Genomic DNA, 25,576 nt, shown 5'->3' on the forward strand with positions numbered 1-25,576 from the left:
GCTGCCGGTGGGGGTCAGCCCTACAGGTATCCCGTGGGGGGTCCTTCACTCCCACTTAAACCTGAAGGTAAAAGCAACGTTGCAGAGACTATGCCTTCAAGTTTCGAAGTCAATAGGTGAACGGCTATGAGTTTCGAGACAGCGTGAGACTCTCTACGTTCAAGAAGTGAACATAGAGTCAGTTGATCTTGAGGCGTGGTCTAGCGCAGGCGCTGGGAAATGACCTTGGACACGCCGTCACCCTGCATCGACACGCCGTAGAGCGCGTCGGCGACCTCCATCGTGCGCTTCTGGTGCGTGATCACGATCAGCTGCGAGGCCTCCTGCAGCTCCTGCATGATGCGGATCAGCCGCTGGAGGTTGGTGTCGTCCAGGGCCGCCTCGACCTCGTCCATGACGTAGAACGGGCTCGGCCGGGCCTTGAAGATCGACACCAGCAGGGCGACCGCGGTCAGGGACCGTTCGCCACCGGAGAGCAGGGACAGCCGCTTGACCTTCTTGCCCGGCGGCCGGGCCTCCACGTCCACGCCCGTGGTGAGCATGTTGTCGGGGTCGGTCAGCACCAGACGGCCCTCGCCGCCCGGGAAGAGGCGGCCGAAGACACCCTCGAACTCGCGGGCGGTGTCCCGGTAGGCCTCGGTGAAGACCTGCTCGACGCGCTCGTCGACCTCCTTCACCACCTGGAGCAGGTCGGCGCGGGTCTTCTTCAGGTCCTCCAGTTGCTCGCTCAGGAACTTGTGCCGCTCCTCCAGCGCCGCGAACTCCTCCAGGGCCAGCGGGTTGACCTTGCCCAGCTGCTGGTACGCGCGCTCGGCGGCCTTGAGGCGCTTCTCCTGTTCGGCCCGCACGAAGGGGCGCGGCCGGTTGCGCGGGTGCTCCGGGTCCTCCGGCAGCTGCTCGCCGTCGGCGGGGAGCGAGGGCGGCACGGGCTGCCGCGGCCCGTACTCGGCCACGAGCCCGGCCGGCTCGACGCCCAGCTCCTCCAGCGCCCTGGTCTCCAGCTGCTCGATCCGCAGCCTCTTCTCGGCCCCGAGCACCTCGCCGCGGTGCACCGAGTCCGTCAGCTTGTCGAGTTCGGCCTTCAGGTCGCGTCCCGCCGCGCGTGCGGCGGTCAGCTCCTGCTCGCGCCGTGCCTTGGCGGCCTCGGCGGCGGCGCGCTCCCGCTCGGCGCGGGTGACGGACACCTCGACGTGCGCGAGCAGCTGGCGGGCGCCGGAGGCGACGGCTTCCGCCACGGCCGCCTCGTGCCGCAGCCGGGCCCGGCGCTGCTCGGCACGCGCGCGTGCCTCGCGCTCGGCGCGGGCGGCACGGTCGAGCGAGTCGGCCCGCCCCGCCAGCCCCTTGACCCGTTCCTCGTGCGTACGGACCTGGAGCCGGGCCTCCATCTCGGTCTGCCGGGCGTTGGCGCCGTCGGCGGCCAGCCGGTCGCGCACGGAGGTGTCCGGCTCCTCCTCGGCCGGCGCCTCCTCGGCCACGGCAAGCCGTTCGGCCAGCTCCTCGGCCTCCTGTACGGCCTTCTCCAGCGCCTCCTGCGCCCGCGCGGCGGCCGCCGCGGACCGTTCCGCCTCACCGGCGGCGCCGCGCGCCTGGCCGGCGAGCCGGCCGAGCTGCTGGGCCACGGCACTCTTCTCCCGGTCGGCGGCCCGGCGCCGCTCCCCCAGTTCCTCCACGAGGCCGGCCGACCGGGTACGCCGCTCGGCCGCCACCCGCTGCTCCTCGGCGAGCCCAGTGCAGCGTACGGCCAGTTCGGCCAGTTCGGCGGCGGCCTCGTCCACGGAGGCCTGCACCTCCAGGAGGCTGGGGGCCCCGGCCGACCCGCCGTGCGCGAAGTGGGACCCGAGGAGATCGCCCTCGGCGGTCACCGCGATCAGCTCCGGGTGGTCGCGGACCAGGTCCTCGGCGTCCTCCAGCGTTCCGACGACCACGAATCCGCGCAGCAGTCGCCTTACGGCGGGCATGAGCTCGGCGGGGCCCTCCACGAGGCGCTCCGCGGGGAGGGCGGTGGCGGAACGTTCGGCGGCCGCGGGCGCGTCGTGGCCGGGCGCGCAGTTCCCCGCGCCCCTGGGAAGCGAGCCGTCGGCTGCCTCCGGGGCCGGTGCCTGATGTACGGCGGCCGCCGGTGCGTCGTGGCCGGGCGCGCAGTTCCCCGCGCCCCTGGGAAGCGTGCCGTCCTGTGTGTCGGCCGGGGCCGGTGCCTGATGTACGGCGGCCGCCGGTGCGTCGTGGCCGGGCGCGCAGTTCCCCGCGCCCCCGGGAAGTGTGTCGGCCGGGGGTGTGGCCAGCAGGAGGGACGCGCGGCCGGCGTCCTGTTTGCGCAGGAGTCTGATCGCCTCGGCCGCGGATGCCGGTGTCGCCACGGCGATCGCGTCCGCGGCCGCGCCGAAGGCGGCGGCGATCGCCGCCTCGTGGCCCGGGGCGACGGTCAGCAGTTCGGCGGCCGGGCCGAGGACTCCGGTGAGGCGGTCCTGGGCGCCGAGCAGTACGCCGGTGCCGTCCTTGCGCCGCAGGCCCAGCGCCAGCGCCTCGTGGCGGGCCCGGGTCGCGGCACGCGCGCGTTCGGCCGCGGTGAGCGCCTCGCGGGCCGCGCCGAGCGCGGCCTCGGCCTCGGCGAGCTGCCGCTTGGCCGCCTCGTGCCGCTCGGCCAGGTCGGCGTCGTCGGCGTCGAGGCCGTCCACCTCGGCCTTCAGTGCCTCGTACTCCTCCTGGGCGCGGACCGCGCGCTCCTGGGCCTCGTCCCGTGCCGTGGCCAGCCGGTCGATCTCGGCCTGCGCGGAGGCGGCGCGCGAGCGTGCCGCGTTGACCTGTCCGGACAGGCGGGCCAGGCCCTCACGGCGGTCTGCGATGGCGCGGGCCACGTCCTTCAGCCGGCGTTCCTCGACGGCCAGTTCGCGCTCCAGTTCGGCGCGGTGGGCCACCGTGTCGTCCAGGGCGTGCTGGGCCGCGTCCAGGGCCGCCTCCAGCTCGGCCTCCTGCTCACGGACACGGGCGGCCTCGCGCTCCAGGTCCTCGGGGTCCCGGCCGCGCCGCTCCTCGGCGGGCGCGGAGGTCGCGCTCTTGACCCGGGCGTCGGCCAGCGAGACGGTGCCGCGCACGCGCTCGGCCAGCTGGGACAGCTCGTACCAGGTCTGCTGGGCGCGCTGCAGCCGGGGTGTGAGCTGCCGTACCTCGTCCTCCAGCAGGGACTCGCGCTGCAGGGCCTTCTTCAGTTCCTGCTCCGCGGTCTCCTTGCGTTCCTTCAGGGCCGCCTCGTCGGCGATCTCGGCCTGGAGGGCCTCGCGCAGGCGTACGAGGTCGTCGGCGAGCAGCCTCAGCCGCGCGTCCCTGAGGTCCGCCTGGATGACAGCGGCTCTCCTCGCCACCGCCGCCTGGCGGCCGAGCGGCTTGAGCTGGCGGCGCAGCTCGTCGGTGAGGTCCTGCACGCGCGCGAGGTTGGCCTGCATCGCGTCCAGTTTCCGCAGAGCCTTCTCCTTGCGCTTGCGGTGCTTGAGGACGCCCGCGGCCTCCTCGATGAAGGCGCGGCGGCCCATGGGGTCGGCGTGCAGGACGGAGTCGAGCTGGCCCTGGCCGACGATGACGTGCATCTCGCGGCCGATGCCGGAGTCGGAGAGGAGTTCCTGGATGTCCAGCAGACGGCAGGTGTCGCCGTTGATCTGGTACTCGCTGCCGCCGTTGCGGAACATGATCCGCGTGATGGTGACCTCGGCGTACTCGATGGGGAGCGCGCCGTCGGAGTTGTCGATGGTCAGGGACACCTCGGCGCGGCCCAGCGGCGGACGGCCGGTGGTGCCGGCGAAGATGACGTCCTCCATCTTGCCGCCGCGCAGCGACTTGGCGCCCTGCTCGCCCATGACCCAGCTGAGCGCGTCCACCACGTTGGACTTGCCCGAGCCGTTGGGGCCGACGACGCACGTGATGCCCGGTTCGAACCGGAGCGTGGTGGCCGAGGCGAACGACTTGAACCCGCGGAGGGTCAGGGCCTTGAGGTGCACGCCGCTGGACTCTACCCGCCGCCGCTATCTCACTCCACGAACACTCGCAACCGCACGGTTTCGCCGTTGAACGGGAAGGGCACATCAGACGTTGAAGACAGTGAAAGGATGCGGGGGGAAGAAAGAAGGGACGCCGAAGCGTCCCTTGCGAATCCGACGGCCGGGTCGCAGCCGTCCAGATCAACTGAGCGGTTGATACGGGCAGCCCGAGCACTGCGCCTGCTGTTGTGGAGCGATGCAGTGATCAGGTGAGCGCAGGCTCCGCCTGGTGTGCGTCGATGCTCTCCATGATCCTCTCCTGAGAGGCGGCGGCCGACAGCGCTTCGTTCTCGGCCTGGATCCTGACGAGCTCGGACTCCAGGTCCTGGACACGCTGCTGCAGCCGTCGCATCTCGGCGAGGAGTCGAGGGTCGGAGCCGCCGACGTAACCGAGAAGCGCCTTTGCCATGATGGATGGTCCTCCACACTGAGTGACCGACCGAAACGGTGTGGGTCGTGAGGGATTCGCACCCGTGGTGCTTGGCACATCGGGTGTTGCTCTGCTGTTGTGTCATGCCAAACAGCTAAGGTGCGCGGGGCTTTCAGCGTCTCACCAAAAAGTTTGACGGTCAACACGATCACGCCCTGCAATGGCGGGCAAACCGGGGCGCGCGGCCGGAAAAACGGCGGCGCTGCGACTCGTCCGGGGCCCTCGGGGCGTGGCGATCAGCGGTACCCGCGGAGCTTCCCACGCCACGCCCTTCTTGGCAACCACCAGGCCGTTTCCGTCTTCCGCGGGTGCTCTCGGCGGCCCTCGCCGGCCCGCCCGCGGGGCCGGCTCAGCGGATGGCGAAGCCGTCGTAGCCGCCGCGAGGTGTGTCCCAGATCTCGGTGACGCCGTCGACGTGTCCGGGCGTGTCGTCGCCCTGGAGCCAGTCGAGCAGCCCCTCGCAGCCCTCGCGCGCCCCCTCCGCGACCACCTGGACCCGGCCGTCGGCCAGATTGAGAGCAAAACCACTCAACCCGCCGATCTCCAGCGCCTTGGCGCGCGTGAACCAGCGGAAACCCACGCCCTGCACGCGTCCGCGCACCCAGGCGACCAGCCGTACATCCTCGCTCATGGGTGCAACCTAACTGGCCGATGTCGCTCGGGACACATCGCGCCGCAGCGGCATGCGGTAGCGTCCGCTCCCAATGCATCTCATATGAAACTCACTCGATCGAGTGAGTTCGGGCCGGCCAGAGGGAGCCATACGCCGCGCTGCACCGGTCGACCGCGAGCACGAGGAAGAGGGGCAAGGACATGGGCCGCCACCGACGCTCCGCCGCCGGCCGCGCCGCCGAGGGCCGCGCCACCGGGGGCACGCACACGTACGACTCCGCCCAGGGGAACGACGACCCGTCGAACCCGTCCGCGGGCCGGCGGACGCCCATGGGCATCGCGCCGTACCTGAACCCGCAGGCCTACGCCGAGACCAACGCCAAGGCGCACGCCTACCTGTTCGAGGCGGACGACGACACCCCCGCCGCGGGCGGCGGGTTCACCCCGGCCGGCGGCCCGTCCCCGGGACACCGGCACCGCAAGAGGGCGGGGCGGCCGGTGCGCGCGGGCCTGCTCGGAGTGTCCGCGGCCGTCGCCCTCGGCACGGTCGCGGTGGCCACGGGCGTGGTGCCCGGCCTGGAGGACTACGGGCTCGGCGGCGGCACGAAGACCACCGGCGCCGACCACGTGGAGCCCGTGGGCGTGCCGAGCAACACGGCCAGCGAGCAGGGCGGCACCTCGGGCAGCGCCGACAGCGGTGACGGCTCGACCGCCGGCTCCCGGGGTGCCGGCGGGAACACCGGGCAGTCCCGCTCCCCGCGCCCGTCCGCGTCGCCGTCCACCTCCGCCCCCGCCTCCCCCTCCCCCTCCAAGCCGGCGTCCTCCGAGCCCGCCCCGTCGAAGACGGCCACCCGCGAGCCGGCGCCGAGGGCGACGCCGTCCAAGCCGAAGAGCACCCCGTCTCGTAAGACGCCCAAGGCGCCGTCGGCGCCCTCCGCACCGGGTCCGGTGTCGAAGGAGAGCGCCGTCGAGGCCGAGGTGCTCAAGCTGGTCAACGAGGAGCGGGCGAAGGCCGGCTGCAGCGCGCTGTCGGCGAACTCCTCTCTCGCCAGGCTGGCCGGGTCGTTCAGCGACGACATGGCCGCACGAGGCTTCTTCGACCACACCGACCCGGACGGGGCCACCCCGTGGGACCGGGCCGCCAAGGCGGGCATAACCGATCTCGGCGGCGAGAACATAGCCCGCGGCCAGACCGACGCGGCGGCCGTGATGGAGGCCTGGATGAACAGCCCCGGCCACCGCGCCAACATACTGAACTGCGACTTCAAGACCCTCGGCGTCGGCGTCCACCTCGGCCCGGGCGGCCCTTGGTGGACACAGGACTTCGGCTACTGAGAATCCCGCAGTTCTTCAACACCCCATGAGGTCTCCCGGGCCGCCTCAGGGCCGTCATCGGCAGCCGAGCCGCCCCCGAGGATCCGTCGACGGCGGCCCGGGTCCGGGTCGCGCCGGCGGCATCAGGTGGGGCCAGGTCCGACTCGGCGCAGGCGCCGGTCCTCGTCGAGTGCCCTCTGTGTAAGGGCGATGCGGTTGCGGTCGCGATGCCGAAGGATTGCGGTGATCCTGTCAGGGGAGCGTGGCCGTCTTCGCACGGGCCGTGTGCGTCGGTGACCAGGCTGTACAGGAAGGCTGCGGCCATGGCAACTATGCCGAGCAGGACCCGGCACGGAGGGCCCGACAGCAACGAAACGATCGACCGTGCGTCTTTGTTCGCCGGGGCCGCGCTGATGCTCAGCGGGCCCCTCAGCATTCTCATGGGCGCATCCGGCATCGCACAGGACACCCTGTTCGCCGCGTCCCGGTACGCCTACCGGTTCGACCTGACCGCCTGGGGCTGGATCCACCTCGTGATCGGAGTGGCACTCGTCGTTGCCGGCCTGGGAGTCCTGACGAACCAGAGCTGGGGTCGCGGGGCCGCCGCAGCGGCGGCAGGGATCAGCCTGATCACCCAGTTCATGTTCGTTCCGTACTACCCGGCGTGGGCCATCCTCGTGATGACGCTCGACCTCTTGATCTTGTTCGCGCTGACAAGGTCCCACATCGAGACACCCGGTGGCCGGTAGAGCCGTCATCGGTCTGCGCGTCGAGCACCCTCCGGGCCGTCTCGGTGCCGTCGGAGGGTGCTCGGCGACGACCGACGCCACTGACGGTCCCGCGGCACGTCCGCGGGTCGCCGGCGCCGGGGCGCCTTCCGGCTCAGGCGGCGGCTCGTCCCCGCGTGAAGGTCCGCGCCGTCCCGGCCACCCGGCGGCCCAGGTGTTCGGCGGTGGCCACGTCGGCCTTGTGGACACCCTCGGGGCCCTGGTCGTTGTTGCTCTGGGCGGCGGCGCCGGCGAAGAAGCCGAGGCGGTTGAGGTCGTTCTCGGAGGCGGTGGTGCTGTTCCAGCCGGGCAGCAGGCCGAGGTTGACCCAGTGCATGCCGTGCTGGGCGGCGAGCGTCTGGAAGAACTGCAGGGTGTGCAGCTTGTCGCCGCTCTTGGAGGCCGAGTTCGTGAACCCGGCGGCCAGCTTGTCCCCCCAGTCCTGGCCGAACCAGCGCCTGGAGGTCGCCTCGGCGAAGACGTGGAAGGCGCCGGAGGCGGTGCCCATGTAGGTGGGCGAACCGAAGACGATCGCGTCGGAACGGTCCAGCGTCCGCCACTGCTCGTCGGTGATCTCGTCGACCTTGATCAGGTGCACCTGGGCGCCCTCGTCGGCGGCGCCGGCGCGGACGGCCTCGGCGAGGACCGCGGTGTGGCCGAAACCGGAGTGGTAGGCGATGGAGATGACAGGGGTGGTCACAGGGACTCCTCGGGATGAGCTGCTCAAGTCGGTGACCAAACGAAAGCACTAACTTTTGGTTAGCGCAACCCTCCAGTTAGCGCTGCGCTCGCGTACGCTTGTGTCATGACCGGCATCCCACAGGAGCAGAACGACCTCGCGTACGACGTGTTCGCCAAGGCGTGCCCGTCGCGCGGCACGCTGGAGCACGTCACGGGCCGCTGGGGCGGACTGACGCTCGGCGCGCTGCACCAGGGCTCGCTGCGCTTCAACGAACTGCGCCGCCGCGTCGACGGCGTGAGCGAGAAGATGCTGTCCCAGACGCTGCACGCGCTGGAGCGCGACGGTCTGGTGCACCGCGAGGCCCAGCCGACCAACCCGCCCCGCGTCGACTACGAACTGACCCCCCTCGGCCGCCGGGTCACCGAGCGGCTGCTGGCCCTCATCCAGTGCGTGGAGGGCTCGATGGACGACGTGCTCGCCTCCCGCGCGGCCTACGACGCCGGTCAGCGGTCGTAACGCACCGGCGGTCCGGCGTCAGTCCTCGCCGCCGAAGCCGCGGTACGTCCCCGTACCGTCCACCTCGTCCGCGTACTCGGCGAAGTCCATGTTGGCGATGCCGAGGTTGACGGAGACGTCGGGGAACCACCGGGGCGGCACCCGGAACGTCCGGCCCGGCTCGTCGGCGAGGTCGACGGCCAGCAGCCGGTGCTCCGCGTCGGTCATGGTCACCGCGTCCGCGAGGAAGACGTGGAAGACCTTGTCCTCCTCCGCGGCGGCCGCCTCCTCGTCGAGCAGTGCCTGGACGGTCACGCCGGCGAAACGGGGGTCGCTGACGAAGGTGGCGGTCGAGTACTCCTCCGCCGCGTCGATCTCGGCGCACACCGCCCGCCAGGCCGCGTCGTCGCGGAAGTCGGCGCGCAGGACGAGCGAGAACTCGCCTTCGCCGGGCAGGGCCATGGTGGCGGTCCTCTCAGGCCCGGGCGGCGGATCCGGCGGCGGAGGGCCGCGGGGGCCGCTGGCACTTCGGGCAGAAGTAGCTGGAGCGATTCATCCAGGGCCTGCGGCGCATCGGGGTGCCGCACCGGCGGCACGGCAGGCCCTCGCGCCCGTAGGCGTCCAGGGAGCGGTCGAAGTAGCCCGACTCGCCGTTGACGTTGACGTACAGGCTGTCGAAGCTGGTGCCGCCGACGGCGAGGGCCGCGTTCATCACGTCCCGGACGTGGCCGAGGAGTTCGGCCGTCACCGGCCGGGTGAGGTTCGCCGTCGGGCGCTCGTAGTGGACGCGGGCGCGCCAGAGCGCCTCGTCGGCGTAGATGTTGCCCACCCCGCTGATCAGGGACTGGTCCAGCAGGGCCCGTTTGACGGTGGTGCGCCTGCGCCGCAGGGCCTGGTGGAACGCCTCGTCGTCGAACAGCGGATCGAGGGGGTCGCGGGCGATGTGCGCGATGACGTCGGGCAGGCCGTCGGGGGTGTTGTCGTGCAACGACAGCCCGCCGAAGGTGCGCTGGTCGACGAACCGCAGTTCCGTGCCGAGGGAGTCGGCGAACCGGACCCGGATGCGCAGGTGCTTCTCGTCCGGCGTCTCGTGCGGCTGCACCAGCAGCTGGCCGCTCATCCCGAGGTGGGCTAGGACGGACTCGTTGGTCTCCTCCAGCGGCAGCCACAGGTACTTGCCGCGCCGCCGGGGGGTGCCGATGTGGTGTCCCTTGAGGCGGTGCGCGAAGTCGTCGGCGCCCGCGACGTGCCGGCGTACGGCGCGCGGGTGCAGCACCTCGACCTCGGCGACGGTGCGGTGGGCGACCCACCGCTCCAGGCCGCGCCGCACGACCTCTACCTCGGGCAACTCGGGCATGGGGACCCCCGTACGGAGCGTGGATGAGGCGAGCGCCCGCCCCCTCGTGAACGGTGGGGCGGGCGCTCGGTGCTGCTTGCGTCAGGCGGTGGCGGACGACGGGTCGCCGTCCTGGGCGGCGGCCTCCCGGGCCGCCTTGGCGCGCTCGTCCGCCGCGGCCCGGATGGACCGCCAGGCGGACTCGGCGGCCTGCTGCTCCGCCTCCTTCTTGCTGCGGCCGGTGCCGGTGCCGTACGAGACGCCTCCGACGCGGGCGGCAGCAGTGAAGGTCTTCTCGTGGTCGGGACCGGTCTCCGTGACCAGGTACTCGGGCACACCGAGGCCTTCGGTCGCGGTGAGCTCCTGGAGGGACGTCTTCCAGTCCAGGCCGGCTCCGAGGTTCGAGGACTTCTCGATCAGCGGGTCGAAGAGCCGGTGCACCAGCTCGGACGCCGCGTCGAGGCCCTGGTCGAGATAGACCGCACCGATCACCGCTTCGAGCGTGTCGGCGAGGATGGACGCCTTGTCCCGGCCGCCCGTGCCCTCTTCACCCCGGCCGAGCCGGATGAAGGCGCCCAGGTCGAGGCCGCGGCCCACCTCCGCCAGCGCACGAGAGTTGACCACCGCGGCCCGCAGCTTGGCCAGCTGGCCTTCGGGCAGGTCGGGGTGGGTGCGGTACAGCGTGTCCGTGACGACGAGACCGAGCACGGAGTCCCCGAGGAACTCCAGCCGCTCGTTCGTCGGCAGACCGCCGTTCTCGTACGCGTAGGAACGGTGGGTCAGCGCACGCACCAGAAGGGCGGACTCGAGCTGGTAGCCGAGCCGCCCTTCCAGAAGCGTGTGGGACGAGGCCTGATGGTCCAATTTCTTCTTGGCGGGTGCGTCCGCCTTGGCGTCTTCCGCCTTCTTGGGACTGGACACAGTGCCTCTCACCAGCCCGCTCAGACTTCGAGGACCTGGCGCTTGTTGTAGGTGCCGCAAGACGGGCACGCGATGTGCTGCTGCTTGGGCTCGTGGCAGCGCTCGCACGCAACCAGGGTGGGGACCGCAGCCTTCCACTGCGACCGGCGGTGGCGCGTGTTGCTGCGCGACATCTTCCGCTTCGGAACAGCCACGGCTACTTCTCCTGCTTCTCGTCGACGCCCGCTTCCGCGTCAGCGCCGCTCATCTCGTCCTTCTCGCCGTCTTCAGGTGAACCGGCGAGTCCCTGCAAAGCCGCCCAACGGATGTCGACGGCGTCGTGGTGGTGGTCCGGGTCGTCCGCGAGCCGTGCTCCGCACTCGGAGCACAGGCCCGGACAGTCTTCCTGGCACACCGGCTGCATCGGCAGTGCGAGCACCACCGCATCGCGCAGCAGAGGTTCGAGGTCGAACAGTCCGTCCTCGAGGAAGAACCTGTCCTCGTCGTCCTCGGCGTCGTCGCCCGGTTCCGCGATCACACGGCCCCGGTCGTCGGCGTCAGGGTACGAGAACAGCTCCTGGAAGTCCGCTTCGAGCTCCAGCCCGACCGGCTCCAGACACCTTACGCACTCCCCCTCGGCTCGTGCACGGGCGGTACCCGTGACGAGCACCCCTTCCATGACCGACTCGAGTCGGAGTTCGAGCTCCACCGGGGCGCCCTGCGGCACTCCGATGACCCCTTCGATGCCGAGATCGGCGGGAGCGTCGATCGTGCGGTTCAGTCGCTGCAGCGCGCCAGGACGCCGGCCCAGCTCGTGAGTGTCGAACACGAGAGGGTTGCGGTGGTCGAGGCGGGCGTTGGAGGCCATTCCTGCTTTCGATCTTCGAGCTCGTGGGGAACGCCGCCCGGCGGTGTTCCGGGCAGCGGTGATCGCGGGCATACTCGCGACCGAAGAGCCAGGATACTGGACCTTTCACTCAGGGCCCAATCCGGTTCGGCTCCGGGACTCGCGGCTACAGGCCCCGGCCCTGTTCGTAGGCCCTCAGCTGCTCCGCGCTGATCATGCTCGTGTCGAAGAGGCTGGTCTCGTCGAGGGCGTAGCCCGGCTGCGGCGCCTGCTGCTGGGCCTGCGGCTGCTGCCCCGGCTGCTGGGGCTGCTGCGGGTCGTAGGCGGCCTGCTGGGGGTCGTAGGCGGCCTGGTAGGCGTAGGGGTCGGCCTGCTGGTAGCCGTACGGGTCCTGCTGCGGGGCGTAGCCGGGCTGCTGCGGGAAGCCCGCGTAGGGATCCGGCTGCTGCGGGTAGCCGTAGTCGGGCTGCGGCTCGTACGACGGCTGCTGCTGGGGCGCGGCCGGGCGCTGGGCCGGGGTGTCCTGCTCGGCGAGGGCCGCGAGGTCGGCCAGGTAGTCGGCGTCGCTGGAGTGCTGGTAGGTCGTGGTGTCGTCGGCGAGGGCGCCGAGGTCGTCGGTGGCGATGCGGCCGTGCAGCTTCTGCCGGCCCCGGCCGACGGCCTCCAGCGTCTTGGCGAGGACCGCCTCGAAGGCGCCGAGCTTGGTGTCGACGTACGCGTCGGCGTTGTGCCGCAGGGTCGCCGGGTCCTGGCTGCGCTCGGGGGCGTCCTCGTCCTCGTAGCCGTTCTCGTCCAGGCCGGGCCCGGTGCCGAGCAGCTTCTCGCGGCCGCGACCGACCGAGCCGAGGGTCTTGGTGAGGACGACCTCGAAGTTGGCGAGCTTGGAGTCGACGTAGTCGTCGGCGTCGGCGCGGATCTCCTCGGCCTCCTGGCGGGCCTCGGCGAGGATCCGGTCGGCCTCGGCCTGCGAGCGGCGGGCGACCTCGGTGCCGGAGACCAGCGAACCGCGTTCGGCGTGCGCGTCGGAGATGATCCGCTCGGCCTCCATCCGGGCCTGCTCGACCATCTGCTCACGGTCGCCGATCAGCTCCTGCGCCTGCGCGAGGGAGCCGGGCAGGGCCTGGCGCACCTCTTCCAGCATCGCGAGCAGCTCGGCGCGGTTGATCACACAGGACGCCGACATGGGCATGGCCCGGGCGCCGGCGACCGCGGAGACGATCTCGTCGAGCTTCTTCTGCACGTCCACCTGTGCTCGCCACTCTCTACAGCCGGGTTGAAGACGGACGGGACGACTGTAGCCCCATCAGCCCTTGCGCAGGCGCGCGTTCAGGGCCTCCAGGACGGGGGCGGGCACCAGGTGGGAGACGTCGCCGCCCCAGGCCGCGACCTCCTTGACCAAAGAGGAGGAGAGGAAGCTGTAGGTGGGGTTGGTGGGCACGAACAGCGTCTCGACGCCGGTGAGGCCGATGTTCATCTGGGCCATCTGGAGTTCGTAGTCGAAGTCGCTGACGGCGCGCAGGCCCTTGACGATGGCGGGGATGTCGCGCTGCTTGCAGAAGTCGACGAGGAGACCGTGGAAGGCCTCGACGCGGACGTTGGCGTACTCGGCGGTGACCTGGCGGATCAGCTCGATCCGCTCGTCGATCTCGAACAGGCCCTTCTTGGACTGGTTGATCATCACCGCGACGTAGACCTCGTCGTAAAGACGGGAGGCCCGGGCGATGATGTCGAGGTGTCCGTTGGTGATCGGGTCGAACGACCCGGGACAGACGGCGCGGCGCACTTGTGATCCCTCGCTCTCCGGTCCGGTCATCGTGCGTCTTCGCACGTAGAGGCGGCGCGACCGTACCAAAACGTTCCCTCGCCGTATCGGCGGGACCGGATCGCCTCGAAGCCGTCCGGCCAGCGGAATTCACCGCCCCTGGTGCTGCGCTCCACGGTGACCAGCGCTTCTTCGGCGAGCCAGCCCTCCGTGCGGAGTGTGAGCAGAATCTCCCGGAGATCGTCGTCCGCGACGGCGTACGGGGGGTCCAGGAAGACGACGTCGTACGGCTCGGCCGGGGGCGCGGTCCGGATGATCTGTTCCGCTTTGCCCGCTCTCACCTCGGCGCCCGGCAGGCCCAGGTTCTTCACGTTCTCCCGGACCGTCCTCGCCGCGCGGGCGTCCGCCTCGACCAGCAGGGTGTGGCTCGCGCCCCTCGACAGCGCCTCCAGGCCCACGGCTCCGGAGCCGGCGTAGAGGTCGAGGACGCGTTCACCGGCCAGCGGGCCGCCGAGGAGGGACTGCCAGGTGGAGAAGAGGGCCTCGCGCGCGCGGTCCGATGTCGGACGGGTTCCGGTGCCAGGGGGTACTGACAAGCGCCGTCCGCCTGCCCGGCCGGCGATCACGCGGGTCATGTGGGGAGTCCTTCTTCGTGGGCGGCTTTACGGTTCATTGTCGCTGGCCGCGCCCGCGCGGCGGTAGCCGCGTACGGAGTACGGGGCCGCGCACGCCCGGGCAGCCGCCCTCACCCCTTGTCCAGGTACTGCTCCCGCTCCTCGTCCAGCAGGGCGTCCAGCGCGGTCCGCAGGCCCGGGAGGCCGGTCAGCTCGGGGTCGGCCGCGACGAGGGCCGCCGCCTCCTCGCGTGCCTGGGCGATGACCTCCTCGTCCTCGATGACCTCCAGGACCCGCAGGCTGGAGCGGGCACCGGACTGGGCCTGGCCCAGGACGTCGCCCTCGCGGCGCTGTTCGAGGTCGATGCGGGAGAGTTCGAAGCCGTCGAGCGTGGCGGCGACCGCGTTCAGGCGCCGGCGGGCGGCACTGGCCTCGGGCATCTCGGTGACCAGCAGGCACAGGCCGGGGGCCGAGCCGCGGCCGACGCGGCCGCGCAGCTGGTGCAGCTGGGAGACGCCGAAGCGGTCGGCGTCCATGATGACCATGGCGGTGGCGTTGGGGACGTTGACGCCGACCTCGATGACGGTGGTGGCGACCAGGACGTCCGTCTCACCCGCCGCGAAGCGGCGCATCACGGCGTCCTTGTCGTCGGGGTGCATGCGGCCGTGCAGGACCTCGACGCCGAGGCCCTTCAGGGGGCCCTGGCCCAGCTGGCCGGCCACGTCGAGGACCGCGAGCGGGGGGCGCTTCTCGGCCTCGTCCTCGGGGGACTTCGTCCTGCCCGCCTTCCTGGGGTCGGCCGCCTCGTCGGCGTCGTCCCCGATGCGGGGACAGACGACGTACGCCTGGTGGCCGCCCGCCACCTCCTCGCGCACCCGCTCCCAGGCGCGGGCCAGGAAGTGGGGCTTGTCGGCGGCGGGGACGACGTGGCTGGCGATCGGGGACCGGCCCGCCGGGAGCTGGTCGAGGACCGAGGTCTCCAGGTCACCGAAGACCGTCATCGCGACCGTGCGCGGGATGGGGGTGGCCGTCATGACCAGCAGGTGCGGGGGCTGCTTGCCCTTGCCGCGCAGGGCGTCGCGCTGTTCGACGCCGAAGCGGTGCTGTTCGTCGACGACGACCAGGCCGAGGTCGTGGAACCGGACCTTGTCCTCGATGAGGGCGTGCGTGCCGATGACGATGCCCGCCTCGCCGGTGGCGAGGTCCAGCAGCGCGTGGCGGCGGGCCGCGGCACCCATCGAGCCGGTGAGCAGGACCACCTTGGTGGCGTGCTCGGCGCCGCCCAGCATGCCCTGCTCGGCCAGGTCGCCCATCATCTCGGTGATCGAGCGGTGGTGCTGCTGGGCGAGGACCTCCGTGGGCGCGAGCATGGCCGCCTGGCCGCCCGCGTCGACCACGGCGAGCATCGCGCGCAGGGCGACGAGCGTCTTGCCGGAGCCGACCTCGCCCTGCAGGAGGCGGTGCATCGGGTGCTCGGTGGCGAGGTCGGCGAAGATCTCGTCCGAGACCTTGCGCTGGCCCGCGGTGAGGGTGAAGGGCAGCCGGTCGTCGAAGGCGGTCAGGAGGCCGTCCGGCTTCGGTCGGCGGGGCGCCGCCGGGAGCTGGGAGTCGGCGTGCCGGCGGCGGGCCAGGGCGACCTGGAGGACGAAGGCCTCGTCCCACTTCAGACGGGCGCGGGCGTCGGCGATGTCGGCCTTGGTGTGCGGGCGGTGGATCTTGAGCAGGGCCTCGGGGAGCGGGAGCAGGCCGCGCCCGGCGAGGAGCGGGCCGGGGAGCGGGTCGAGGGCCTCCTGGGCGCCGGGGAGCACCGTCTGAACGGCCTTGCCGATCTTCCAGGACTCCAGTTTGGCGGTGGCGGGATAGATCGGGATGAGGGCGCCGGCCCAGGTCTCGACCGTCTCCTCGGAGTCGCCGCGCAGCAGTTCGTAGGCGGGGTGCGCGAGCTGGAGCCGGCGGTTGAAGACGGAGACCTTGCCGGCGAACATCGCGCGCGTGCCCGGCAGCAGCTCCTTGTGGGGCTTGTGCACGCCGCTGCCGAAGAAGACCAGCTGGAGCCGGCCGCTGCCGTCGGTGATCGTGACCTCCAGCCGCTGGCCCTTGCCCCGCGGGGCCTTGGCCGAGGCGAAGGAGTGCAGGCGGGCGTCGGCGACCTGGGCGACCACCGTGACGTGCTCGTCCATGGGCAGGTCGGCGAGGTGGGTGAGCTGGCCCCGCTCCTCGTATCTGCGCGGGTAGTGGTGCAGGAGGTCGCCGACGGTGTGCAGGCCGAGGTGCTCGGCCATCACCTTCGCGGTGGCGGGGCCGAGCACTGACTTCAGGGACTGCTTCAGTGGTTCATCCAGTGCGGGCACGCAGTCCATTGCACACCACGGCACTGACAATGCCGTACACCCTGCCCTGCGGTTTTGCCGCCCACGGCCGTGCGCCCGGTCCGGGAAGGCCCCGGAAATTCCGGGGAAAGTCCTGGTCAGGTGGGCTGTTCCGGCTCTAGGATGGCGCGCTCCGGCCATCCTTCGCGGTCACCGCCCCATCCGGGACCGCCCGACCCCGCGCCGCCCACGCACTCCCCCCTCCGGCGCAGTGACGATGGACTCCCAGACCTCGCAGTCAGCCCAGGCATCCCAGTCACCCCACACACCTCACACGTTCCAGGTCGACCTGCGCGGTCTGGTGGACCTGCTCTCCCATCACCTCTACTCCAGTCCCAGGGTCTATCTGCGCGAGCTGCTGCAGAACGCCGTGGACGCCGTCACCGCGCGGCGGGCCGAGGAGCCGGACGCCCCGGCGCTGGTCCGGCTCCACGCCTCGGACGGCGGCCTGCGCGTGGAGGACAGCGGCGTCGGGCTCACCGAGTCCGACGTGCACGGCCTGCTGGCGACCATCGGCCGCAGCTCCAAGCGGGCGGAGGCCCTGCAGGAGGCCCGGTCGGACTTCCTCGGCCAGTTCGGCATCGGGCTGCTCGCCTGCTTCGTGGTCGCCGAGCGGATCCGGGTGGTCAGCCGCAGCGCCCGGACGCCCGGGGCCCCGCCGGTGGAGTGGACGGCGCGCGACGACGGGTCGTACACCGTGCGCACGCTGCCCGACGCCGAACGGCCCGAGCCGGGTACGACGGTGTACCTGACGGCGCGGGCCGGCGCGGCCGAGTGGCTGTCGCCCGAGCGCGTCCTCACCCTGGCCCGGGACTTCGGCTCGCTGCTGCCGTACGACGTCCGGGTGGGCGAGGAGCGGATCACCGAGCTGCCCGCGCCCTGGGACCGCCCGTACCCGAGTCCCGCCACGCGGCGGGCGGCGCTGACCCGGCACTGTCGCGAGCTGTTCGGGTTCACCCCGCTGGACTCGATCGACCTGGACGTGCCGGTGGCCGGGATCCGCGGGGTGGCGTACGTGCTGCCGTCGGCGGTCAGCCCGGCCCAGCGCGCCACCCACCGGGTGCACCTGAAGGGCATGCTGCTGACCGAGCGGGCCGAACAGCTGCTGCCCGACTGGGCGTTCTTCGTGCGCTGCGTGCTGGACACGGACAGCCTGCGGCCGACGGCCTCACGCGAGTCGCTGTACGAGGACGAGACGCTGGCCGCCGTGCGGGAGGCGCTCGGCGAGCGGATCCGGTCGTGGCTGACCCGGCTCGCCGCCGGTGACCCGGAACGGCTCGCGGCCTTCCTGGCCGTGCACCACCTGGGCGTGAAGTCCCTCGCCCGGCACGACGGCGACATGCTGCGCACGATGCTGCCGTGGCTGCCGTTCGAGACCACCGACGGGCAGCTGTCCCTGGAGGAGTTCGCGCAGCGCCACCCGGTGGTGCACTTCACGCGGACCGTGGAGGAGTACCGGCAGGTCGCCCCGATCGCCTCCGCGCAGGGCGTCGGGGTGGTCAACGGCGGCTACACCTACGACAGCGAACTGATCGAGGCGCTGCCGGGGGTGCGGCCGGGGACGGTGGTCGCCGAACTGGACGCGGACACCGTGACCGCGCACCTGGACGCGGTGGACCCGGGCGAGGAGCTGGCGCTGTCGGGGTTCCTCGCGGCCGCGCGCGCGAAGCTGGACCCGCTGGGCTGTGACGTCGTCCTGCGCGCCTTCCACCCGCTGTCGGTGCCCGCGCTGCACCTGGACGACCGGGGCGCCCGGCACGAGCAGGCGCGGGCGGAGGCCGAGGAGCGGGCCGACGACCTGTGGGCGGGCATCCTGGGCTCGCTGCGCGGCAGCGCCCCGCGCGCGCGTCTGGTGCTGAACCACCTCAACCCGCTGGTCCGGCGAATCGGTTCGCTGGGGGACCCGGAGCTGATCGGCACCGCCACCGAGTCGCTGTACGGGCAGGCCCTGCTGATGGCCCAGCGCCCGCTCCGGCCGGCCGACTCGGCGCTGCTCAACCGGGCGTTCATCGGGCTGCTGGAGTGGGCCACACACGGGGAGAACGGTCGCTGATGGAAGAGATCACGGACTTCGACGCGCTGCGCCGGGCGCTGGCGGAGAACTCCGGGCAGCCGGAGGGACCCGCCCGCAACGCGCGCGCCGAGCGGCTGCTGGCGGACGCGGAGCGGCTGGACGTCCCGCTCGCCGTGATCGAGGCGCTCGGGCACCAGCTGAAGGTCTACAACTACAGCTCCGAGAAGGACAAGATGTTCGTCCCGTTCGCGCGGCTGCTGCGCATGTGGGACGAACGGCCCGAGGAGTTCGACGAGTACGAGACCGACTCGCTGCACTGGGTCTTCAAGTGGATGTCGGCGGGCATGCTGGACCAGCCGCACGTCCCGCTCGCCTCGATCGAGAAGTGGCTCGGCGAGATGGAGCACCGCTACCGGCTCGCCGGGCACTCGGAACGGGCGGTGCGCGGCTCCGAGTTCGCCGTGGCCGCGCACGTCGGCGACCTGGCGCGCGCGCAGCGGGCGTACGCCGCGTGGCTGGCCGCCGACCGGGACCGGATGGCCGACTGCCACGCCTGCGAGCTGAACGGGCAGGGCGCCTGGCAGGCCGAGCGGGGGCAGGACGCGCAGGCCCTGCGGCTGTGGGCGCCGGTGCTGGAGGGCGAGTACGGCTGCGCGCACGAGCCGCACGCCGTCCTCGCCGCCTCGCTGAAGCCGCTGCTGCGGCTCGGCCGGGCGGAGGAGGCCCGCGCGAACCACCTGCGGGGCTTCCGGCTCGTGCGGTCCATGGAGAGCATGCGGGGCGCCTACGCGGACCACGTGGAGTTCTGCGCGCTGACCGGCAACGAGGCACGCGGCCTCGAACTGCTCGCCGAGCGGCCCGCGTACTTCACGGACACCGGGCACCCGCGCAGCCGGCTCGACTTCATGGCCGTCGTGGCGCTGCTCATGGACCGGCTGACGGAGCTGGGGCACGGCGATCAGCGGGTGCCGGGGCCCGCCGGGCGGACGTGGACCGCGCGGGAGCTCGCCGCGCACGCGCGCGCGGAGGCGACGGAGCTGGCCGGGCGGTTCGACCGCCGCAACGGCACCTCGCACGTCGGCGACCGGGCACGCGCGCGCATGGCACAGCGGCCGCTGGTGGAACGTCTGCCCCTGGGCGTGCGCACGGTGCGCCCCGCGCCCGCGCCGGCGCCCGTGGCCGCGCCTTCGGTGCCGGACGTCACCGACGGGCCCGGCCTCGCGGCGCTGCTGGCCGAGGCACGGCGGCTGTCGGACACCCTGCGGCCGCACGCGCTGGAGGCCTGGGCCGCGGTCGCACGGGCCGCGCGGGACGTCGAGCTGGAGCCGCGGGACCGCGCGGAGATCGCCGACCACGAGGCGATGGCCCGCGGCCCCGAGGGCGTCGGCCTGTTCGAGCGGGCGGCGGAGCTGTACGCGCGGGCGGGCGATCCGGGCGAGGCGCTGGCGGCACGCGCGCGTGGGGCGTACGTCCGCGCGCTGGGCGGAGAGGTGGACGCGGCCCTCGGCACGGTCGCGGGCCTGTACGACGAGGTGCTCGCCCTGTACGCCGACGAGGCCACCGGGGTGCGGCAGACGGCGTCGGTGGTGATGAGCCGGGCCCGGATCCTGATGCGCCGGGTGCACGAGGGCGCCGCCGGCCCGGCCGGCCGTGCGGCGCGCGCGGAGGCCGAGCAGGCGGTGCGCGAGGTGCTGGCGCTGGTCGAGGGGCGGGCCGGGGACGAGGTGTGGCCGGCGGCGCGGGCGGCCGAGGCGCGCGGGATGCTCGCCGAACTGGCCGGGCTCTGCGGGGACCCCGGCCGGGCCGCGGAGCTGTTCGGGCGGGCCGCCGGCGAGTACGTGGCCGCGGGCCTGCCGTGGTTCGCCGTCGAGTACGAGGTGCAGGTCGCCGCCCTGGCCCACCAGGCGGGTGACCTCGCAGGGGCCGAACGGGCGCTGCGCGCGGCCCTGGAGTACGGCGGGCCGCACGTGGAGCCGGTCGGGCGGGCCCAGCTGCACCTGCAGCTCGCCGAGGTGATCGGCGGCCGGGGCGAGGCCGTGGAAGCGGCGGAGCACGCGCTGCAGGCCGCGCACTGGGCCGACGAGGCGGGTGAGAGCGGCACGCTGGGCGCCTGGGCGCGTCAGCAGCTGGGCGGCTTCCTGCTGCGTCAGGGGCGGTACGCGGAGGGCGCCGAGGTCCTGGAGTCGGCGCTGGCCGACCTGAGCGCCGAGACGCACGGCGACGGGGCGGTCGTCCAGGCCCGCTGGTGGCTCGGGGACTGCCTGGGCGAGCTGGGCGAGCACCGCTCGGCGGCCGAGCACCGGCTGCGGGCCGCCGACATCGCCCGCGAGTGGCCCGAGCAGCAGGACCACGCCACGCTCGCGCACCTCGCCGCCGAGTCCCTGAGCAGCGCCGGGCTGCCGGCGGAGGCGGACCGCGCCTACGCGCGCGCGGGCGAGCTGTGGCGTGCGCTGGGCAACCCGCAGTTCCTGGTCCGCGCGCTGCGGGCCCGCGGCTGGCTGGCGCTGCGCGGGGAGGCCGGGGCGGAGGGTGCGCGGGTGCTGATGGCGGACGCGGTGCGCGAGTGCGAGGACGCGCTGGAGGCCGCGGCGGACCCGGTGGCCCGGGAGCAGCTCACCGCGGAACTGGGCAGCACCCACCGTCAGTTCGGCGACCTGCTGGCCCGCTCGGCGGCCGAGGAGGCGGAGGACGACGTGATCCGGGCCGCGTTCGAGGCGGCGCTGACGCAGATGGACCGTGCGGCGGCGCTGTTCGGCACGCTCGGCGCCGACGGCCTGCACAGCCGCACCGGCGCCGAACTGGCCGCGGGCTGGCTGGAGGCCGACCTGGGCCGCCCGGACGGGGCGGAGGCACGCGCGCGTGCGGTGCTGGCCGCCTACGAAACCGCCGGCGAGACGGACGAAACGGCCCAGGCGCGACGCGCGGAGGCCACACAGATGCTGCGGGCGGCCCGGTCCGAGACATGACCGCCCGCGCGGCGGGCGGCAGTCACACGGATGCCGCGGGCCGCACAGCCGAAGAGCGTGCGGCCACTCAAGCTACGGAACCGCACCCTCCGCAGCGCGGAGAACTGCCTCGGGCGCGGGGGCGGTACGCGCGCGTGCCGTGCCGGACGTCTGCCGAGGCGTTGGCGCCTTCGAAGCGGGGGCACGCGGGTGCCGTGGGCGGTCGGGGCGGGGCCGGGTTCACTCCACGCCGATGAGCAGGAGCGCTCCCTGGCGGCCGCCCCGGTACAGCATCGTGTCCACGGCCAGGTAGGCCTCGCGGACGCGGGCCCGGAGGTGGTCGGCGACGGTCTCGGGAGCCTCGTCGCCGACGACCAGGGTGACCAGCTCGCCGCCGGCCTGGAGCATGCGGTCCAGGACGGTCTCGGCGATGGCGGTGACGTCCGCCCCGATCACCGCCACGTCGCCGTCGATCAGGCCCAGGACGTCCCCGGCCTGGCAGATGCCGGCCGTGGTCCAGGACTGGCGTTCGGCGACGACGACCTCCGCGTACCGGGTCGCGCCCGCCGCCGAGGTCATCTGGACGACGTCCTCGTCGAACCGGCGCTCCGGCTCGTGCACGGCCAGCGCGGCGATGCCCTGGACCGCGGAACGGGTCGGGATCAGGGCCACCCGGATGCCCTCCGTGCGGGCCTGCTCGGCCGCGGCGGCGGCCGTGTGACGCAGTTCGGCGTCGTTGGGCAGCAGGACGACCTCGCGGGCGTGGGCGCGCCGTACCGCCTGCACCAGCTCCCCGCTGGCGGGCGGCTCCCCGGGGCGCGCCAGGACGGTGGTCGCGCCGGCCTCGGCGTACAGCCCGGCCAGGCCCTCGCCCGGCACGACGGCGACGACGGCCCGCTGGGCCCGCTCGCGCGGCGGCCGCTCGCCGCCGGTGTGGACGTCGCCGGCGCCGAAGTGGGTGATCCGTATCCGGTACGGCCGCCCGGCCTCCACACCCGCCTCCACGGCGGCGCCCGCGTCGTCCACGTGCACGTGGACGTTCCACAGCCCGTCGCCGCCGACGACGACCAGGGAGTCCCCGAGGGCGTCGAGCCGCGCGCGCAGCCGGGTCACGGCCTCGTCGCCGGCCTCCAGGAGGTAGATCACCTCGAAGGCGGGCCCGTCGGTCCCGGCGCCTTCGGCGCACAGGCCGGGGTCAGGACCGGTGACGCGGGCGTGCGGGTCGACGCCGCGAACGGCGGCGCCCTGTGCGTGCGGCCCGGCCCCGGACACGGTGTCAGTGGCGGGGGCCTCCCCGGTGAGCGCCTCCACCAGCGCCCCGAGCACCGCCACCAGCCCCCGTCCGCCCGCGTCGACCACTCCGGCCCGCTCCAGCACGGCCAGCTGGCCCGGAGTCGCGGCCAGGGCCGCCCGGGCGCCCTCGTAGGCCGCGCGCGCCACGGTCCCGCAGTCGTCCCCGGTCCCCTGGGCCGCGTCGGCGGCGGCGGAGGCGACCGTGAGCACGGTGCCCTCGACGGGGTGCGCCACGGCGTCCCGGGCGGAGTCGGCGGCCCGCCGCAGGGCCAGCCCCAGCCCGGCACCGTCGACGCGGGGCGTCCCGCCCCCGGGGGCGCCGGCGAGCACCTGGGCCATGCCCCGCAGCAGCTGCGCGAGGATCGTCCCCGAGTTGCCCCGCGCCCCGATGAGCGCCCCGTGGGCCATCGCGCGCACCGCGTCCCCGAGCGACGGCTCCGCGCGGCCCGTCTCGTACCCGGCGAACACGGCCTCCACGGCCGTCGCCGCCGACTCCAGGGTCAGGTACAGGTTGGTTCCGGTGTCACCGTCCGCGACCGGGTAGACGTTGATCGCGTCGATCTCCTCGCGGGCCCGCCCCAGTGCCCCGAGCGCCAGACCGCACCAGGTGCGCACCGCGAGAGCATCGAAGAATGTCTGCGGCACCTGCGCCACCTGCGCCTCCTTGAGCTGGACGTGGGACGCAGCGTAGACCCCGAGGGGGTGTCCGCCGGAAGAGGGCCGGGGACGGGGCCCGGAGCTGCCATGGTAGTTTCGTTGTACGGACGCAGCCGTTGTATGCTGCTCCGGTTGCCCGATCCGATCGGGCCATTCCCCTGGCAGCGCCACTCAAGATCTCAGGTCGTATGATCTCGATCCCGGCATGCCGGGATCAACCGTAAGTGCATCTGAAGTCTTTGGAGTGACCCGTGGCTGCCAACTGCGACGTCTGCGGCAAGGGGCCGGGCTTCGGCAACAACATCTCGCACTCGCACCGCCGTACGTCCCGCCGCTGGAACCCGAACATCCAGCGTGTGCGTACCGTGGTCGGCGGGACGCCGAAGCGCGTGAACGCTTGCACCTCGTGCATCAAGGCCGGCAAGGTCTCGCGCTGACGCTACAGCTGAGCGCGCGGCCACTGCTTGGTTCGCTGCACTGAGCCGGTCCACCTCCGGGTGGGCCGGCTTTTTGCCGTGCCCGGCCGCACCCGCCGGATCACTCGCCACGAGATCATCGCGGCGCCCTGAGCCGCCAGCCGTGGTCCACCGGCCCGATGCCCGCTCCGAGCGCGAACCCGGCCGCGATGGCCCCGGTGACGTACTCCTTGGCCCGGGCGACGGCCTCCGGCACGGCCAGCCCCGTCGCCAGCCCGGACGCGATCGCGGACGCGAGTGTGCAGCCCGTGCCGTGCGTGTGCCGGTTGTCGTGGCGCGGGGCCCGCAGCCAGTGCTCCTCCGCACCGTCCGTGAGGAGGTCCACGGCCTCTCCGGACAGGTGCCCGCCCTTGATCAGCGCCCAGCGCGGCCCGAACCCCAGCACGGCCTCCGCGGCCCGTCGCAGGTCGTCCTCGGACTCGACGCGGACCCCGGTCAGTTGGGCCACCTCGTCGAGGTTGGGTGTGGCCACGGTCGCCGCGGGCAGCAGCCGCTCGCGTACGGAGTCCAGCGCGGAGGCGGCCAGCAGGGGGTCCCCGTGCTTGGAGACGCCCACCGGGTCGACCACGGCCGGCGCGTCGGTGCCGGAGATCAAATCGGCGATCGCCTCGACCAGTTCGGCCGAGGCCAGCATGCCGGTCTTCACTGCCTGGACGCCGATGTCGTCCACGACGCTGCGGTACTGGGCGCGGACCGCCTCCACGGGCAGCTCCCAGGCGCCCTGCACGCCCACCGAGTTCTGCGCGGTCACCGCCGTGATCACGCTCATCCCGTGCACGCCCAGCGCCAGCATGGTCTTCAGGTCGGCCTGGACGCCCGCGCCGCCCCCGGAGTCCGAGCCGGCGACCGTGAGGACCCGGGGGATCACGACTCGATGTCCCCGAAGTGGTCCCAGCCGCCCTTGGTGGTCCAGGGCGCCCCGTCGACCGTCACCTGGGGCAGCGCCGAGGGGTTGAGCACCTCGCCGATCACCTTCCAGCGGGCCGGGAGCTTGGCGTCCGGCGGGAAGGTCGCCACGATCGCGTGGTCCTCTCCCCCGGTCAGCACCCACTGCAGCGGGTCGACGCCGACGGCCTGCCCGATGTCGTTCATCTGGGTCGGGATGTCGATCGCGCCGGAGCGGATGTCGATGCGGACCTTGCTGGCCTCGGCGATGTGCCCGAGGTCGGCGATCAGCCCGTCGCTGACGTCGCACATCGCGGTGGCGCCGAGCGCGGCGGCGGCCGGTCCCGCGTGGTACGGCGGTTCGGGGCGCCGGTGGGCCTCCACGAAGGCGCGCGGCGAGCGGAAGCCGCGGGCGAGCACCGCGTACCCGGCCGCGGACCAGCCCAGCCAGCCCGTGACGGCCACGAGGTCGCCGGGCTGGGCGCCGGCACGGGTCACCGGCTCCTGGTTGCGCAGATCGCCGAGCGCGGTGATCGACACCATGATCGTGTCCCCGCGCACGACGTCCCCGCCGACCACGGAGGCGCCCGCGACCTGGCACTCGTCGCGCAGGCCGTCCATCAGCTCGGTCGGCCAGGTGACCGGGAGCTCGGCCGGGACGACCAGGCCGAGCAGCAGCGCCGTGGGGACGGCGCCCATGGCGGCGATGTCCGCGAGGTTCTGCGCCGCCGCCTTGCGGCCGACGTCGTAGGCCGTCGACCAGTCGCGGCGGAAGTGCCGCCCCTCCAGCAGGATGTCGGTGCTCGCCACCACCCGGCGGTCCGGCGCGGCGACCACCGCGGCGTCGTCGCCGGGGCCGACCCGGACCGCCGGGGTGGTGGTGAGACGGGAGGTGAGCTCCCTGATGAGCCCGAACTCCCCGAGCTCACCAACAGTGCCCTTCATTTCCCTTGGCTCCCCTTCTCTGCCTTGCCGTGCCCGGTCGCGCGTCATCAGTGTCCCCGATACCGTCGAGATGACCGTCGGCGCGGTCGGGATGACCCTCGTCGCGGCCGGCCCGGCCGTCAACTTCCGTCCTGCCCCTGCCCTGGCGCGCAAGCCCGGTTCCCGCAGGTCTCCCCGCGGGGAGCGGCGACGCGATACCGTGGCG

The 25,576-nt window shown here is 73.1% G+C and carries 21 protein-coding genes and 1 pseudogene; 6 read left to right on the forward strand and 16 right to left on the reverse strand.

Translation table 11 applies throughout. From position 1 onward, the window contains the following. Positions 1-200: 200 nt before the first annotated feature. From IE177_RS30175 to IE177_RS30185, 3 genes are all read right to left on the reverse strand, one after another. On the reverse strand, positions 201-3,989 hold the full coding sequence (locus IE177_RS30175; RefSeq protein WP_190018652.1) for a chromosome segregation SMC family protein: 3,789 nt from the start codon (positions 3,987-3,989) through the stop codon (positions 201-203). Between the two features lie 244 nt (positions 3,990-4,233). After that, positions 4,234-4,437 (reverse strand): hypothetical protein, encoded by a 204-nt coding sequence (locus IE177_RS30180; protein ID WP_190018653.1) that lies wholly within the window; start codon positions 4,435-4,437, stop codon positions 4,234-4,236. A 370-nt stretch (positions 4,438-4,807) separates the two neighbouring features. Next, positions 4,808-5,089 carry an acylphosphatase gene (locus IE177_RS30185; protein ID WP_190018654.1) on the reverse strand — a complete coding sequence of 94 codons (282 nt, stop codon included), beginning with the start codon at positions 5,087-5,089 and terminating at the stop codon, positions 4,808-4,810. A gap of 182 nt (positions 5,090-5,271) precedes the next feature. Between IE177_RS30185 and IE177_RS30190 the strand changes: the two genes are divergently transcribed. Both IE177_RS30190 and IE177_RS30195 read left to right on the forward strand, forming a co-directional pair. Next, entirely contained in the window at positions 5,272-6,405 is a 1,134-nt protein-coding gene (locus IE177_RS30190) for a CAP domain-containing protein (protein ID WP_190018655.1), read from the forward strand. Between the two features lie 302 nt (positions 6,406-6,707). After that, positions 6,708-7,133: a DUF7144 family membrane protein gene (locus IE177_RS30195; protein ID WP_190018656.1), complete on the forward strand. Its 426-nt coding sequence runs from the start codon at positions 6,708-6,710 to the stop codon at positions 7,131-7,133. Positions 7,134-7,266: 133 nt separating this feature from the next. Here IE177_RS30195 and IE177_RS30200 read toward each other — a convergent pair whose 3' ends face one another. Beyond that, complete coding sequence (locus tag IE177_RS30200; RefSeq protein WP_190018657.1) at positions 7,267-7,851, reverse strand: flavodoxin family protein; 585 nt, start codon at positions 7,849-7,851, stop codon at positions 7,267-7,269. A gap of 105 nt (positions 7,852-7,956) precedes the next feature. On the opposite strand from IE177_RS30200, the gene IE177_RS30205 reads away from it, so the two are divergent. Further along, positions 7,957-8,349 (forward strand): winged helix-turn-helix transcriptional regulator, encoded by a 393-nt coding sequence (locus IE177_RS30205; RefSeq protein WP_190018658.1) that lies wholly within the window; start codon positions 7,957-7,959, stop codon positions 8,347-8,349. 18 nt (positions 8,350-8,367) lie between these two features. Here the strand turns inward: IE177_RS30205 and IE177_RS30210 are convergent, their stop codons facing one another. From IE177_RS30210 to recG, 9 genes and pseudogenes are all read right to left on the reverse strand, one after another. Continuing rightward, a complete protein-coding gene (locus tag IE177_RS30210) occupies positions 8,368-8,790 on the reverse strand; it encodes a DUF6924 domain-containing protein (protein ID WP_190018659.1) in 423 nt (140 codons plus the stop codon). 13 nt (positions 8,791-8,803) lie between these two features. Beyond that, a complete protein-coding gene (gene mutM / locus IE177_RS30215) occupies positions 8,804-9,685 on the reverse strand; it encodes a bifunctional DNA-formamidopyrimidine glycosylase/DNA-(apurinic or apyrimidinic site) lyase (protein WP_190018660.1) in 882 nt (293 codons plus the stop codon). Between the two features lie 81 nt (positions 9,686-9,766). Further along, the gene (gene rnc / locus IE177_RS30220) at positions 9,767-10,597 is read right to left on the reverse strand and encodes a ribonuclease III (RefSeq protein ID WP_190018661.1); all 831 of its coding nucleotides are present in this window, start codon (positions 10,595-10,597) and stop codon (positions 9,767-9,769) included. An 8-nt stretch (positions 10,598-10,605) separates the two neighbouring features. After that, positions 10,606-10,779, reverse strand: coding sequence for a 50S ribosomal protein L32 (gene rpmF, locus IE177_RS30225; RefSeq protein ID WP_003951102.1), 174 nt, complete (start codon positions 10,777-10,779; stop codon positions 10,606-10,608). Positions 10,780-10,781: 2 nt separating this feature from the next. Next, positions 10,782-11,432 carry a YceD family protein gene (locus IE177_RS30230; RefSeq protein WP_190018696.1) on the reverse strand — a complete coding sequence of 217 codons (651 nt, stop codon included), beginning with the start codon at positions 11,430-11,432 and terminating at the stop codon, positions 10,782-10,784. Between the two features lie 145 nt (positions 11,433-11,577). Beyond that, positions 11,578-12,657 carry a F0F1 ATP synthase subunit B gene (locus tag IE177_RS30235; RefSeq protein WP_190018662.1) on the reverse strand — a complete coding sequence of 360 codons (1,080 nt, stop codon included), beginning with the start codon at positions 12,655-12,657 and terminating at the stop codon, positions 11,578-11,580. 57 nt (positions 12,658-12,714) lie between these two features. Then, on the reverse strand, positions 12,715-13,194 hold the full coding sequence (gene coaD / locus IE177_RS30240) for a pantetheine-phosphate adenylyltransferase (protein ID WP_190018697.1): 480 nt from the start codon (positions 13,192-13,194) through the stop codon (positions 12,715-12,717). Positions 13,195-13,220: 26 nt separating this feature from the next. Further along, positions 13,221-13,817: pseudogene (gene rsmD / locus IE177_RS30245) on the reverse strand (16S rRNA (guanine(966)-N(2))-methyltransferase RsmD); the annotation flags it as partial. Between the two features lie 101 nt (positions 13,818-13,918). Continuing rightward, the gene (gene recG / locus IE177_RS30250) at positions 13,919-16,147 is read right to left on the reverse strand and encodes an ATP-dependent DNA helicase RecG (RefSeq protein WP_190018664.1); all 2,229 of its coding nucleotides are present in this window, start codon (positions 16,145-16,147) and stop codon (positions 13,919-13,921) included. Between the two features lie 226 nt (positions 16,148-16,373). On the opposite strand from recG, the gene IE177_RS30255 reads away from it, so the two are divergent. Both IE177_RS30255 and IE177_RS30260 read left to right on the forward strand, forming a co-directional pair. Further along, positions 16,374-18,209: an HSP90 family protein gene (locus IE177_RS30255; protein WP_190018665.1), complete on the forward strand. Its 1,836-nt coding sequence runs from the start codon at positions 16,374-16,376 to the stop codon at positions 18,207-18,209. After that, entirely contained in the window at positions 18,209-21,136 is a 2,928-nt protein-coding gene (locus tag IE177_RS30260) for a tetratricopeptide repeat protein (RefSeq protein ID WP_190018666.1), read from the forward strand. The genes IE177_RS30255 and IE177_RS30260 overlap by 1 nt, the downstream gene beginning before the upstream one ends. A 219-nt stretch (positions 21,137-21,355) precedes the next feature. Here the strand turns inward: IE177_RS30260 and fakA are convergent, their stop codons facing one another. Beyond that, complete coding sequence (fakA, locus tag IE177_RS30265) at positions 21,356-23,062, reverse strand: DAK2 domain-containing protein (RefSeq protein ID WP_190018667.1); 1,707 nt, start codon at positions 23,060-23,062, stop codon at positions 21,356-21,358. A 254-nt stretch (positions 23,063-23,316) separates the two neighbouring features. On the opposite strand from fakA, the gene rpmB reads away from it, so the two are divergent. Further along, positions 23,317-23,502, forward strand: coding sequence for a 50S ribosomal protein L28 (gene rpmB, locus IE177_RS30270; protein ID WP_003993230.1), 186 nt, complete (start codon positions 23,317-23,319; stop codon positions 23,500-23,502). Between the two features lie 115 nt (positions 23,503-23,617). On the opposite strand, the gene thiD is transcribed toward rpmB, so the two are convergent. Together thiD and IE177_RS30280 are read right to left on the reverse strand one after the other, a co-directional pair. Next, the gene (thiD, locus tag IE177_RS30275; protein ID WP_190018668.1) at positions 23,618-24,409 is read right to left on the reverse strand and encodes a bifunctional hydroxymethylpyrimidine kinase/phosphomethylpyrimidine kinase; all 792 of its coding nucleotides are present in this window, start codon (positions 24,407-24,409) and stop codon (positions 23,618-23,620) included. Next, positions 24,406-25,371, reverse strand: a complete 966-nt coding sequence (locus IE177_RS30280) for a thiamine-phosphate kinase (RefSeq protein ID WP_190018669.1) — start codon at positions 25,369-25,371, stop codon at positions 24,406-24,408. The genes thiD and IE177_RS30280 overlap by 4 nt, the downstream gene beginning before the upstream one ends. Between the last annotated feature and the right edge of the window lie 205 nt (positions 25,372-25,576).

The organism is Streptomyces lucensis JCM 4490, assembly GCF_014650035.1.
GTDB lineage: Bacteria > Actinomycetota > Actinomycetes > Streptomycetales > Streptomycetaceae > Streptomyces > Streptomyces lucensis.

Excerpts from the sequence above, each read along its gene's own strand:
- mutM (WP_190018660.1), bottom strand. The coding sequence starts at position 9,685 with ATGCCCGAGTTGCCCGAGGTAGAGGTCGTGCGGCGCGGCCTGGAGCGG.
- IE177_RS30205 (WP_190018658.1), top strand. The coding sequence starts at position 7,957 with ATGACCGGCATCCCACAGGAGCAGAACGACCTCGCGTACGACGTGTTC.
- IE177_RS30210 (WP_190018659.1), bottom strand. The coding sequence starts at position 8,790 with ATGGCCCTGCCCGGCGAAGGCGAGTTCTCGCTCGTCCTGCGCGCCGAC.
- IE177_RS30195 (WP_190018656.1), top strand. The coding sequence starts at position 6,708 with ATGGCAACTATGCCGAGCAGGACCCGGCACGGAGGGCCCGACAGCAAC.
- IE177_RS30255 (WP_190018665.1), top strand. The coding sequence starts at position 16,374 with ATGGACTCCCAGACCTCGCAGTCAGCCCAGGCATCCCAGTCACCCCAC.
- IE177_RS30230 (WP_190018696.1), bottom strand. The coding sequence starts at position 11,432 with ATGGCCTCCAACGCCCGCCTCGACCACCGCAACCCTCTCGTGTTCGAC.
- recG (WP_190018664.1), bottom strand. The coding sequence starts at position 16,147 with ATGGACTGCGTGCCCGCACTGGATGAACCACTGAAGCAGTCCCTGAAG.
- IE177_RS30180 (WP_190018653.1), bottom strand. The coding sequence starts at position 4,437 with ATGGCAAAGGCGCTTCTCGGTTACGTCGGCGGCTCCGACCCTCGACTC.
- IE177_RS30260 (WP_190018666.1), top strand. The coding sequence starts at position 18,209 with ATGGAAGAGATCACGGACTTCGACGCGCTGCGCCGGGCGCTGGCGGAG.
- IE177_RS30190 (WP_190018655.1), top strand. The coding sequence starts at position 5,272 with ATGGGCCGCCACCGACGCTCCGCCGCCGGCCGCGCCGCCGAGGGCCGC.
- IE177_RS30185 (WP_190018654.1), bottom strand. The coding sequence starts at position 5,089 with ATGAGCGAGGATGTACGGCTGGTCGCCTGGGTGCGCGGACGCGTGCAG.
- IE177_RS30280 (WP_190018669.1), bottom strand. The coding sequence starts at position 25,371 with ATGAAGGGCACTGTTGGTGAGCTCGGGGAGTTCGGGCTCATCAGGGAG.